14 protein-coding genes are annotated in these 11,775 nt (G+C 67.8%); 8 read left to right on the top strand and 6 right to left on the bottom strand.

Features of this window, described 5'->3' with window-relative positions:
- Positions 1-2: 2 nt before the first annotated feature.
- Positions 3-557, bottom strand: coding sequence for a ribosome maturation protein RimP (gene rimP, locus KK7_RS0111595; RefSeq protein WP_040598440.1), 555 nt, complete (start codon positions 555-557; stop codon positions 3-5).
- Between the two features lie 220 nt (positions 558-777).
- On the opposite strand from rimP, the gene KK7_RS0111590 reads away from it, so the two are divergent.
- Positions 778-2,058, top strand: coding sequence for a PQQ-dependent sugar dehydrogenase (locus KK7_RS0111590; protein ID WP_010544816.1), 1,281 nt, complete (start codon positions 778-780; stop codon positions 2,056-2,058).
- 48 nt (positions 2,059-2,106) lie between these two features.
- On the opposite strand, the gene KK7_RS0111585 is transcribed toward KK7_RS0111590, so the two are convergent.
- Together KK7_RS0111585 and KK7_RS0111580 are read right to left on the bottom strand one after the other, a co-directional pair.
- Positions 2,107-2,484 carry a PaaI family thioesterase gene (locus tag KK7_RS0111585; protein WP_010544815.1) on the bottom strand — a complete coding sequence of 126 codons (378 nt, stop codon included), beginning with the start codon at positions 2,482-2,484 and terminating at the stop codon, positions 2,107-2,109.
- Complete coding sequence (locus KK7_RS0111580) at positions 2,481-2,933, bottom strand: PaaI family thioesterase (protein ID WP_010544814.1); 453 nt, start codon at positions 2,931-2,933, stop codon at positions 2,481-2,483. Before KK7_RS0111580 ends, KK7_RS0111585 begins: the two co-directional genes overlap by 4 nt.
- Positions 2,934-3,015: 82 nt before the next feature.
- Between KK7_RS0111580 and KK7_RS0111575 the strand changes: the two genes are divergently transcribed.
- The 6 genes from KK7_RS0111575 (at position 3,016) to fabI (ending at position 8,324) form a co-directional block, all read left to right on the top strand.
- Positions 3,016-3,792: a crotonase/enoyl-CoA hydratase family protein gene (locus KK7_RS0111575; protein ID WP_010544813.1), complete on the top strand. Its 777-nt coding sequence runs from the start codon at positions 3,016-3,018 to the stop codon at positions 3,790-3,792.
- Positions 3,793-3,915: 123 nt separating this feature from the next.
- Positions 3,916-4,986 carry a chorismate synthase gene (gene aroC, locus KK7_RS0111570; protein ID WP_010544812.1) on the top strand — a complete coding sequence of 357 codons (1,071 nt, stop codon included), beginning with the start codon at positions 3,916-3,918 and terminating at the stop codon, positions 4,984-4,986.
- A 124-nt stretch (positions 4,987-5,110) separates the two neighbouring features.
- Positions 5,111-5,440, top strand: coding sequence for a hypothetical protein (locus tag KK7_RS22570; protein WP_086011764.1), 330 nt, complete (start codon positions 5,111-5,113; stop codon positions 5,438-5,440).
- 168 nt (positions 5,441-5,608) lie between these two features.
- The gene (locus KK7_RS0111560) at positions 5,609-6,550 is read left to right on the top strand and encodes a DnaJ C-terminal domain-containing protein (protein WP_029623201.1); all 942 of its coding nucleotides are present in this window, start codon (positions 5,609-5,611) and stop codon (positions 6,548-6,550) included.
- Between the two features lie 5 nt (positions 6,551-6,555).
- Complete coding sequence (locus KK7_RS0111555) at positions 6,556-7,524, top strand: YihY/virulence factor BrkB family protein (RefSeq protein ID WP_010544809.1); 969 nt, start codon at positions 6,556-6,558, stop codon at positions 7,522-7,524.
- Positions 7,521-8,324: an enoyl-ACP reductase FabI gene (gene fabI, locus KK7_RS0111550; protein WP_010544808.1), complete on the top strand. Its 804-nt coding sequence runs from the start codon at positions 7,521-7,523 to the stop codon at positions 8,322-8,324. Before KK7_RS0111555 ends, fabI begins: the two co-directional genes overlap by 4 nt.
- Positions 8,325-8,366: 42 nt before the next feature.
- Here the strand turns inward: fabI and KK7_RS0111545 are convergent, their stop codons facing one another.
- Genes KK7_RS0111545 through sppA form a run of 3 tightly spaced genes read right to left on the bottom strand, consistent with a single transcriptional unit; the run spans position 8,367 to position 11,238 of the window.
- Complete coding sequence (locus KK7_RS0111545) at positions 8,367-8,729, bottom strand: hypothetical protein (RefSeq protein ID WP_010544807.1); 363 nt, start codon at positions 8,727-8,729, stop codon at positions 8,367-8,369.
- 47 nt (positions 8,730-8,776) lie between these two features.
- On the bottom strand, positions 8,777-9,340 hold the full coding sequence (locus KK7_RS0111540; RefSeq protein ID WP_010544806.1) for a GNAT family N-acetyltransferase: 564 nt from the start codon (positions 9,338-9,340) through the stop codon (positions 8,777-8,779).
- On the bottom strand, positions 9,337-11,238 hold the full coding sequence (sppA, locus tag KK7_RS0111535; protein WP_010544805.1) for a signal peptide peptidase SppA: 1,902 nt from the start codon (positions 11,236-11,238) through the stop codon (positions 9,337-9,339). Before sppA ends, KK7_RS0111540 begins: the two co-directional genes overlap by 4 nt.
- A gap of 205 nt (positions 11,239-11,443) precedes the next feature.
- On the opposite strand from sppA, the gene groES reads away from it, so the two are divergent.
- Positions 11,444-11,731, top strand: coding sequence for a co-chaperone GroES (groES, locus tag KK7_RS0111530; RefSeq protein ID WP_010544804.1), 288 nt, complete (start codon positions 11,444-11,446; stop codon positions 11,729-11,731).
- Positions 11,732-11,775 lie beyond the last annotated feature (44 nt).

Genomic DNA, 11,775 nt, shown 5'->3' with positions numbered 1-11,775 from the left:
GCTTATCCTTCTACTTCGATAATCTTGTCGGCGCCCTCGGCGGAGAGCGGCGCGGTGGCGGCGATCAGCCGATCGGTCATCGTCAGCTTGGCATCCTCGATCGCCGCGAACGGCAGCACATGGTGCGCCTCGTCCTGCGTCACGATCGTAATGGTGCCTCCGGCCGCATCGATGCCGGCGAGATCGCCCTTGAACTGCTTGCGCCCATCCAGCTTCTCGGCGAGCGTGATGCGGGCTTCGTGGCCCTTCCAGTCCTCGAAATCCTGCAGCCGGGTGAGCGGCCGGTCGATGCCGGGCGAGCTGACTTCCAGCCGATAGGCATGGTCGATCGGATCGCGGCCCTCGGCCTCGAGACGATCCAGCAGGTCCGAGATGCGGCGCGACAGATCGGCGCAATCGTCGATCGTCAGCTGGCGCGTATCGGGGCGCTCGGCCATGATCTGCAGCGTCGGATCGCTCTGGCCACCGAACAGCTTCACGCGCACCAGGGCAAAGCCCAGCGCCTGCGCTTCGGTTTCGATCATCTTGGCCAGTTCGGCGAGATTCGCCACGCACATCTCCAGTAGGTATCAAGCAGCTTCGGCGCCGGAGCCTGGCGGCCCCGACCTCGATCATGTTTGACGATGTCCGAGAAAAGCAGAGCGCGATATACGCAATACCGGGGTCAGGAGCAATAGGGCGCTCGGGGCCCTTGCATCTTTTCGCGAAGGAAAGACGTTGCAACCTGTTGCAAAACCGGCTGCGTTCGTGGCCGAACCATCGCCGGAGAGGATTTCCATGCCCCGCTCGTTGTTGCTGATCCCGATCTTGTTCGCCGCCGCATGCTCGTCGCCGGGGTCCAATGCCCAGCAGCCGGCGGGCACCGCGGGCACCCCGACGCCGCTGCCGGTGCCGAGCGGCACCCCCGCCCCGCTCCCCGCCGGCGTGCCGTTCACGGCCGTCCGCGTCGCCGATTTCGATGCGCCGTTCGCGCTGGCCTTCCTGCCCGACGGCGCCGCGCTCGTCACCGAAAAGGCGGGGCAGCTGCAATATTGGGAAGTCGGCCAGAAGGCGCAGGCGGTGAACGGCGTGCCCAAGGTCGCGGCCGGTGGCCAGGGCGGCCTGCTCGACGTGGCCCCGGCGCCGGACTTCGCCAGCAGCAACACGATCTACTTCACCTATTCGGAGCCGCGCGCCAACGGCAGCGCGCTGGCGCTTGCCCGTGCCAAGCTCACCCGCGGCAAGGCGATGGCGCCGCGACTCGACAATGTGGAGGTGCTGTTCCGCTCCGGCGCGGACGGCGACGGCGGCCAGTTCGGCGCGGTGATCGCGTTCGCGCCGGACGGCAAGTCGCTGTTCCTCTCCTCGGGCGAGCGCCAGCGCTTCACCCCCGCGCAGGACCCCAACCAGGCGATCGGCAAGATCCTGCACCTGACGCTCGACGGCAAGCCGGCGTCGGACAATCCGGATGCGGGCAAGGTCGGCGCCACCACCGTGCAGGTCATCGATCCGCCCGAGGATACCGAAGCGGCGAAGACGGCCAAGGGCCGCCCCTTCGCCTTCGACGGGCCCAACCCGGCACCGGCCTCGATCTGGAGCAGCGGCCATCGCAACCCGTACGGCCTCGTCTTCGACGCATCCGGCAATCTGTGGGAGCACGAGATGGGCCCGCAGGGCGGCGACGAGCTCAACCTGATCCTCAGGGGCCGCAACTATGGCTGGCCCAACGTCTCGTTCGGCGAGAATTACAACAACAAGCCGATCCCCAAGCCCAAGGCCGGCGATGGGTATGAACTGCCCAAGCTCTACTGGGTGCCGTCGATCTCGCCCTCGGGGCTGATCTACTACACCGGCAGCGAATTCCCGCAGTGGAAGGGTTCGCTGCTGATGGGTGCAATGTCGGGCCAGGCGCTGATTCGCATTGCGCTCGACGGCACCAATGCCCGCAAGGCCGACCAGTGGAACCTCGACATGCGCATCCGCGACGTGGCGCAGGCGCCGGACGGCTCGCTTTGGCTGCTGCAGGACGGCGCCAAGGGCGATGGCGGCTGGCTGATGCGGATCAGCCCGAAGAAATAGTCAGCCTTCCAAGCCTTCGCTCCCCTCCCGCAAGCGGGAGGGGAACCGTTACCGCACGATCAGGAAGTTCATCCGCGCCGCCGCGATCGGCCGGTCTTCCTCGTCCTGCCAGGCGACCGCGCTGACATTCGCCACGCGGTTTCCCAGCCGCGTCACCGTACCCCTGGCCCGCGTCTCCTTCTCGCGCCCGCCGCGCATGTAATCGACGGTGACGTTGACCGGTTTCACCTTGGCCCCGCCTTCCGCCTCCAGCGCCTGGAGCAGCGCGCCAACCGCCGCCATCTCGAGCAATCCGCCGATCGCGCCGCCGTGCAGGAACCCCGGTCGTCCAACGACGTCGCCGGAAAACGGCATTACCAACACGGGGGCTTCCGCGCCCGGTTCCACCGCGAGCCCGAGCAGCTCGGCATAAGGAGGCAGGTTCACCAGTAGCCCTCCGCCGCCATGAAGGTCCCCGCGACATGCGCCAGCGGATCTGCCGGATCGCCGTCATGCGCCTGGCCGCGCACGAACGCGATCGAGCGCGTCAGCCGGTAGCATTCGCACCGCCCGATCACCGTCTGCCCGGTGCGCGCGGGCCGGAGATAGTCGATCCGCAGGTCGAGCGTCGCGTGCGGCAGGAACTTGCCGACCTTCAGCCACACCGCGACGCTGCTCGCCATGTCCATCAGCGCGAGGATCGGACCCGAGGCGAGCACGCCCGTCTCCTCCTGCCCGACCAGGTCGGCGCGCCAGGGCAGTTCCAGTTCGGACCAGTCCGCCCCATGGTCGCGGTGCGCCACGCCCAGGCGACTGCCATGGTTGGGAAAGCGGAGCGCGAAGAAGGCGCGGGGATCGAACCGGGGGGGCGCCCCGGGATCACTGGGTTCAGACATACCGGCTTTTCTAGCGGCCCCATCTTGCCCGCGCAAATGCTTCGCCCCACTATCCCGCCTGAGGACGAGAGAGGATGGCGGAATGAGCGAGCGCGTGACCTGGAAGATCGAGCAGGGCGTGGCCGATGTGCGGCTTGCCCGGCCGGACAAGATGAACGCGCTCGACCCCGCCATGTTCGAAGGCATCCTGGGCGCGATCGACACGCTCGGCAAATCGCCCGGCCTTCGCGCCGTGGTGTTGTCCGGCGAGGGGCGCGCCTTCTGCGCCGGGCTCGACATGGCGAGCATGGCCAATGCCGGGGCAGGCGTCGATCTCACGGCGCGCAGCCATGGACTTGCGAACAGCTTCCAGCAGGTCGCCTGGGGCTGGCGGACGCTGCCCGTGCCGGTGATCGCGGCGATACACGGGGTGGCGTTCGGCGGCGGGTTGCAGATCGCCAGCGGCGCCGACGTGCGGATCGCCGCGCCCGATACGCGGCTGTCGGTGATGGAGTTGAAATGGGGCATCGTGCCGGACATGGCCGGCTTCGTGCTCTGGCGCGGCACCGTCCGCGACGACGTGCTGCGCGAACTGATCTATACCGCCCGCGAATTCGACGCGGCCGAGGGGCAGGGCTCCGGCTTCGTCACCCGGCTGGCCGAGGAACCCCATGCGGAGGCGCTCGCCCTTGCCCACGCCATCGCCGGGCGCAATCCGGATGCGATCCGCGCCGCCAAGCGGCTCGCCAACCATGAGGGCGATGCCGCCGCCGTGCTGCTGGCGGAAAGCGCCGAGCAGGCAGCGCTGATGCGCTCGCCCAACCAGATCGAGGCGGTGATGGCCAACCTGCAGAAGCGCAGCCCCCGGTTCCGCGACTAGCGCGCCCATACCGCAGCTTCAAAAGTCCGCGTCGCTGGCCCCGCCTCCGCCGAACGGGTTGCAGCCGCGCGCGACACCTGCGAAACGGCCCGCGGTTTTCATCTGGGCAGGAGGCGTGCGCCGATGTCGTTCAACAGCTTCGGTCGCGTATTCCGCTTCACCACCTGGGGCGAAAGCCATGGCCCCGCGCTCGGCGCCGTGGTCGACGGCTGCCCGCCGGGGCTGAGCTTGAGCGAAGGCGACATCCAGCCCTTCCTCGATCGCCGCCGTCCCGGCCAGTCGCGCTTCACCACCCAGCGGCAGGAGCCGGACCAGGTCCGCATCCTCTCGGGCGTGTTCGAGGGCCGCACCACGGGCACGCCGATCGCGCTGCACATCGACAATGTCGACCAGCGCTCCAAGGACTATTCGGAGGTCGCCAAGGCCTATCGCCCCGGCCATGCCGATTACGCCTATGACCAGAAATACGGCTTTCGCGACTATCGCGGCGGCGGCCGTTCCTCGGCGCGCGAAACGGCGGCGCGGGTAGCCGCCGGTGCGGTCGCGCGGGCGGTGATCCCGGAAGTGACGATTACCGCCTGGGTGGAGGCGATCGGCGGCGACGCAATCGACTATACGAAGTTCAACGCGGCCGAGATCGGCAACAACCCCTTCTTCTGCCCCGACGCGGATGCCGCCCAGCGCTGGGAAGCGCTGGTCGACGCCGCGCGGAAGGATGGTTCCTCGCTCGGTGCCGTGGTCGCCTGCGAGGCGACCGGCGTCCCCGCCGGCTGGGGGGCGCCGCTCTACGCCAAGCTTGACAGCGAACTGGCTGCGGCCTGCATGTCGATCAACGCGGTCAAGGGCTTCGAGATCGGGGACGGTTTCGCGGCAGCTACCCTGCGCGGCGAAGAGAATGCCGATGCGATGCGCCCGCGCGGCGACGGCGGCGTCGATTTCCTCGCCAACCATGCCGGGGGCATCGCGGGCGGCATCGCGACGGGCCAGCCGGTGCGGATGCGGGTGGCGTTCAAGCCGACCAGCTCGATCCTGATCCCGGTCGAGACGGTCACCCGTGACGGTGAGGCAAGCGAGATCCGCACCAAGGGACGCCATGACCCCTGCGTGGGTATTCGCGGGGTGCCTGTCGTTGAAGCAATGGTCGCGCTGGTGCTTGCTGATCAGAAATTGCTGCATCGGGCACAGGTCGGCTGATCTTGCGCTCGACTCGACCCGGAGTCGTTCCTTTTAATCGTTTAATCGAAATCGGTCGGTGAGACTTCTGCGGCGCAGGGTGGTTATTCTTCCGTTGGCATGAACAACAGAAGGATGCCGTGTAATGTATATCAAGACCATTCTCGCCGCCGCCACGCTGATCGCTGCGCCGGCCGCCTTCGCCCAGCAGACGACTCCGGGTCAGACGACGCCGGGCGGATCGACGACGGACCAGAGTACGATGCCGGGCTCGACCACCCCGGGCCAGACGACGTCGCCTGCGGATCCGTCGATGAATCCGTCGACCACGACGACACCGGGCGGCACCACCGGCTCCGGCACGATGACCACGCCGGACTCGTCCTCGCCGAGCACGACCACGTCGCCGACCGAGCCGACCACGACGACGACCGAAGAATCCGGCGACAAGCCGAAGCACAAGCGTCCGCGCTAAGCTGCTGACGCCGTAGAATTCGCCCGGCCGCTCCCATCCCCTGGCGGCCGGGCGTCTTCGCGTGTGTGGCCCGACCCCTTGCACGATCCACTGCGCACGCCGATGTTTCGGCATTAACCAGCGTCCTGTAAGGGCGCCTGATCGACATTCGACGCATTGGGGAATTTGGTGGCAGATCCATACGTAACGCTCGGGGTGGCGCGCAGCGCGAGCGAGGACGAGATCAAGAAGGCCTATCGCAAGCTCGCCAAGGAGTTGCACCCCGATCGCAACAAGGACAATCCGAAGGCGTCCGAGAAGTTCAGCCAGGTCACCCAAGCCTATGACCTGCTGACCGACAAGGACAAGCGCGCCCGCTTCGACCGCGGCGAGATCGACGGCGACGGCAATCCGATCGCCCCGTTCGGCTTCGGAAGCGGCGGTGGCGGCGGCGGGTTCCAGCCGGGCGGCGGGCACTTTGATTTCAGCGGCAACGATGCCGATATCGGCGACCTGTTCGAGGGATTGTTCGGCGGCGGCAAGCGCGGCGGCGGTGGCGGCTTCAGCGGCGGGTTCGGCGGCTTTGGCGGGTTCGGGCGTCGCGCCCAGCCCAAGGGCGCCAACACCGCCTATCGGCTTGCCGTCTCGTTCGAGGATGCGGCCAAGCTGGCGCCTCAGCGCATCACCCTGCGCGACGGCAAGACCATCGATCTCAAGCTCCCCGCGGGCCTGGAGGATGGCACGCAGATGCGCCTGGCCGGCAAGGGCGAGGAAGGGCCGGGCGGCGCCGGCGACGCGATCGTCACCCTCGAGATCCAGCCGCATCGGTTCTACACCCGCGACGGCGACGACATCCGGCTCGACCTGCCGGTGACGCTGGCCGAGGCGGTGCTGGGCGCGCAGGTGCGCGTGCCGACGCCCGATGGGCCGGTGATGCTCACCGTGCCCAAGGGCTCCAGCTCCGGCAAGGTGCTGCGGCTCAAGGCGCGGGGATTTCACAAGAAAGGCGGCGGGCGCGGCGATCTGTTCGTCACGCTGATGGTGGAGCTGCCCGTCAACGACGACGCCCTTATCGAATTCGCGCAGGGATGGAAGAACGGCGGGAACCCCCGGGGGCGCATGGGCGTCTGACGCCCGTGGACGAACCGACGCGCGCCTCGATCTCGCCCCAATCGCCCGAAGGGCGCCGGCTGGGGGTCGGCGGCAAGGTGCCGCGTCGGCTGGCGGAGCTGGGCGTTACCGAGCGGATGCTCGAGATCGCCAAGCGCGTCGCGATCGGCACGTTCAACGAGGGGTTCACCTATGCCGGCAACCTCGCCTATCTCTCGCTGGTAACGCTGTTCCCCTTCTTCATCGTCGCCACCGCCCTTGCCAGCCTGGTGGGCCGCACCGGCACCGGCGTGCACGCGCTGGAGGCGTTCCTCCAGACCGTGCCGCCCGACGTCGCCAAGCTGCTGCGCGATCCGGTGATCGAGGTGCTGCAGACCCGCAGCACCGGTGGCCTGCTCTGGTTCGGCGCGCTGGTGGGCCTGTGGACCACCGCCGGCTTCATCGAGACGATCCGCGGCATCGTCCGCCAGGCGTACGGCGTTTCCCTGGACAAGCCGTTCTGGCGCTACCGGCTGGGCGCGATCGGGATGATCGTCGCAGCGGTGCTGATGGTGATGCTCGCCTTCGCCTTCCAGGTGATCCTGACCGGTGTGGAGCAGTTCCTCTACCGCATCCTGCCCTGGGCGACGGAGGCGCAGCGCTTCGCCTCGGCCGGCAAGGCGGTGCCGGCCTTCGCGCTGTTCGGCGCGCTGTATGTATTGTTCTTCGCGCTCACGCCCTCGCGCTATCGCTCGCGCCGCTATCCCAAATGGCCGGGCGCGCTGTGCACCACGACCTGGTGGCTCACCGTCACCGGCGTGCTGCCCTGGGTGCTCTCCGCCATGGGCGGCTACGGCGCCACCTATGGCAGCCTGGCGGGCGTGATGGTGTCGCTGATCTTCTTTTTCCTGGTGGGCCTTGGCCTTGTCGTAGGGGCGGAACTCAACGCCGCTCTGGCGGAAGTGCCCGATCCCGGTCTAGAGGGGGAGCAAGGACAGGAGATTCAGAAGACGTGACCGGATTGATGCAAGGGAAGCGTGGGCTCATCATGGGCCTCGCCAACGACAAGTCGCTGGCCTGGGGCATCGCCAAGGCGCTGCACGCCCAGGGCGCGGAGATGGCATTTTCCTATCAGGGCGATGCCCTGCTCAAGCGGGTGAAGCCGCTGGCCGAGCAGGTCGGCTCGGACTTCCTCATCGATTGCGACGTATCCGACATGGCGGCGCTCGACACCACGTTCGAGACGCTAGCGGCGCGCTGGCCGACGATCGACTTCGTCGTTCACGCGATCGGCTTTTCGGACAAGAGCCAGCTGCGGGGCCATTATTACGACACCACGCTCGAAAACTTCCTGATGACGATGAACATCTCGGTGTACAGCTTCACCGCGGTGGCCCAGCGTGCGCAGAAGATGATGCCGAACGGCGGCAGCCTGCTGACGCTCAGCTATTACGGCGCCGAGAAGGTGGTGCCGCACTATAACGTGATGGGCGTGGCGAAGTCTGCGCTGGAAACCTCGGTCAAGTATCTCGCGATGGACCTCGGCCCGGAGAATATCCGCGTCAACGCCATCTCGGCCGGCCCGATCCAGACGCTGGCGGCGCGCGGCATCGGCGACTTCAACTATATCCTGAAGTGGAACCAGCTGAACTCGCCGCTCCGCCGCAACGTAACGATCGAGGATGTCGGCGGCGCCGGGCTCTATCTGCTGTCGGACCTCGCCTCGGGGGTTACCGGCGAGACGCACCATGTCGATGCCGGCTACAATGTGATCGGCATGAAGGCCGAGGACGCGCCGGACATCGCGCTGGCCTGACCGGGAAGGGGCGGCCCCGCGCCGCCCGTTTCCTGGCGATCGTCACGGCGCGCCCAGCAACCAGGCGCGCGCCTCCTCTACCGTCTCGAACAGCATCGCGCCGGGCCGTACCTCCACGATCCGGCGGATCTGCATCCGTGTCAGCATGGTCGAGGCGACAAAGGCGAGCCGTCGCGCCCAGACCGACATTTCCGTATCGGCGAAGTTCTTCAGCACGAAGTCGGCCGTGGCCTGGGGCAGCACGTGCACGCCGCGCACGTCGTACAAGGTACGATGCCGGCCCGCATCCGGACCCAGCACGAGGATCGCCGCGCGCACCTCTTCGGCGATCCAGCCGACATCTTCCGGCGACGGCACGCCGGATAGCGTGACCGTCACCAGCCGCTGCGACCGGTCGACGTGCACCTCGAAGCCGACCTGGAACGGCGAGGTCGGCCCTTCCTCGCGCTGGCTCAGGCGCGCACCACGCCGATGTCGCGGAACGGGCGCGGATCGATCGGCGGACGCGCCGGCTCGTTCAGTTCGCACTGCCAGATGCCGACGTCGATCCACTGGCCGTGCTTGTAGCCTGCCTCGCGGAAGACGCCGGTGCGGCGGAACCCCACCGCTTCGTGCAGCGCGATCGAATTGTCGTTGGGCAGCGTGATCATCCCGAAGGCATGGACGAAGCCCTGCGCGCGCAGCGTATCGACCAGCGCCTCGTAGAGCAGCCGGCCGGCGCCGCGCCGCTGCGCGGTATCGGCCATGTAGATCGAGCTTTCGACGACATAGCGATAGGCCGGGCGATCGCGGAACTTGCTGGCATAGGCATAGCCGATCACGCCGCCATCGGCGCCGTCGCCATTGGTGGCGACCAGCCAGGGATAATAGCCCTCGCTCGCCCCCATCCGCGCGGCCATCGCGGCCGCATCGGGTGGCTCGATCTCGAACGAGGCGGTGCCGGTGAGCACATTGGGCGCATAGATGGCGGCGATCGCCGCGGCATCCTGGGGGGTGGCGGCACGAATACCGATCATTTTGCGGCTCCCATCACCAGCTGGAGCAGGGCGAGGTCGGCATCGCGTGCGCCGGGGACGCCCAGCGCCATGCATTCGAGGCAGCGTGCCTGCACCGATCCGGCCTGCGTCAGCCGCCTGGCATCGCCCAGCGCCTGGGCCAGCAGCACCCGACGCTCGTCGGCGATGCGGGCATAGCTGTCCTTGCCGGCGGCGGTGGTTGCCCAGTTGCCGTCGTCCTCCTCGTCGTCGCCGAACGAGGAGAGCGCCGCGGCGATCGCCGCCGCGGTGGCGTTGGGCTTCTTGGCGAGATAGACCGGGCGTACCTTGGCGGGATCGAGCCCCGCGCGCTTCGCCGCTTCGGCGATCGCGTCGTCCAGCCCGCCGAAGCGATCGACCAGGCCGATCTGGCGCGCGACGCCGCCGATCCACACCCGGCCCTGGGCGATCTCGTCCACCCGCTGCGGCGTCAGCTTGCGCGACGCGGCGACTAGCCCGACGAAGCGGCCATAGCCTGCCTCGATCGCCGATTGCAGGATCGTATCGACGGTGGCGTTGGTGCCGCCATAGATGCTCGGCTGGCCGGTGAGCGGCGTGCTCTGCACGCCGTCGGTCGTCACGCCGATCTTGGCGAGGCTGTTCTCGAAGGTCGGGATGATGCCGAAGATGCCGATCGATCCGGTGATCGTGTTGGGTTCGGCGAAGATCACGTCACCCGCGGTCGACACCCAATAGCCGCCGCTGGCCGCCAGGCCGCCCATCGAGACGACGATCGGCAGCTTCTGCGCCTTGGCCTGCAGGATCGCCTGGCGCATCTGCTCCGACGCCATCGCCGAGCCGCCGGGGGAGTCGACGCGGACGACCAGCGCCTTGAGCTTGCCGTCCTTCAGCCCGTCGAGCACCAGCTTGGCCACGGTATCGCCGCCCGCGCTGCCCGCGCCGCCCTTGCCGTCGACGATATCGCCGGCGATGGTGATCACGCCGATCGGATCGCCGCTGGTCGGAAGCGGGTGCGCCTGCAGCCAGTCTGCCAGCTTGATCGTGTTGAAATTGCCCGCCCGCGCGCCGCTCGGCGTGCCGACCATCCGGGCGACGTGCGCGCCGAAGGCGATCCGGTCGCCGAGCTGGTCGACCAGGCCATAGGCACGGTTGGCGGCGGCGATGTCGCCCCTGGCGGCGGTGATCGCCACGTCCGGCTTCATCAGGAATTCGGCGATGCGCGCCTTGGGCCGCGCCTTCTGGATGCCCTCGCGCCACTGGTCGAGCAGGCCGCTGTAGAGCGCGGTGCTGGCCTCGCGCGCCTCGGGCGACATGTCGGCGCGGATATAGGGCTCGACCGCCGACTTGAACTTGCCGACCTTGTAGACATGGACGTTGACGCCGAGCTTGTCGACCAGGCCCTTGTAATAGAGCTGGCGGCCGCCCGGCCCCATGAAGATCGATCCGCCCATCGGATGCACCCAGATCTCGCTGGCATTGGCCGCGATCTGGTAGCCGCTGTCGGTATAGGCGGTGGCATAGGCGAGCACCGGCTTGCCGGCGGCGCGGACGCGGCCGACGGCGGCGGCCACCTCGCTCACCGTCGCGGGATAGCCGCCCATGAAGCTGTCGAGATCGAGCACCACCGCCTTCACCCGCGCGTCGCCCTTTGCCGCATCGAGTGCGCGGATCACGTCGCGGGCGCTCACTTCGCGGGCGGCGCGGGCGCCGCTGAGTCCCGACAGCGGATCGGCCTCGCTCGGCTGATCGACCAGCGTGCCGTTCAGCGCCACGACCAGCGCGCCGTCGCGAATCGTCGCCGGAGTCGGCCGGTGGGAAAGCGCCGCGAACAGGACGGAGAAGAACAGGAGCAGCAGGATCAGGACGAGCAGGTCCTTGATTCCGACGAGTATCTTCCAGGCAGTACGGACCAGCTTCACCGGCGGCTCCTCAAAGCGTATTCAGCATCCGGTGCTACCGGATGCGCGGGGAGGAGGCAACGACCCGTCTTATCGGCCCAACACGCCGAAAAAAGTTCCGGTCGCACCCGTTGACGCTGCCCCCGGCGCTTCACATATGTCGACTGTTAGCACTCCGGGGGACCGAGTGCTAAACACCGAAATCCACCTGAAAGAGGATCAGGCAATGAACTTCCGTCCGTTGCACGACCGCGTGCTCGTCCGCCGCGTCGAAGCCGAGGAAAAGACCGCCGGCGGGATCATCATCCCCGACACCGCCAAGGAAAAGCCGCAGGAAGGCGAAGTCGTCGCCGTCGGCACCGGCACCAAGGCCGAAGATGGCAAGGTAACCCCGCTCGACGTGAAGTCGGGGGATCGCATCCTGTTCGGCAAGTGGTCCGGCACCGAAGTGAAGGTGAACGGCGAAGACCTGCTGATCATGAAGGAAAGCGACATCCTCGGCATCGTCGGCTGAGCACGTCGTTTTACCCTAAACTTCCTAAACTTCCGCAGATTGAA

Source organism: Sphingomonas elodea ATCC 31461 (genome assembly GCF_000226955.1).
GTDB lineage: Bacteria > Pseudomonadota > Alphaproteobacteria > Sphingomonadales > Sphingomonadaceae > Sphingomonas > Sphingomonas elodea.
Note: the sequence above shows the minus strand (reverse complement) of the source record. Positions and strands in the feature narration are given on the sequence as shown.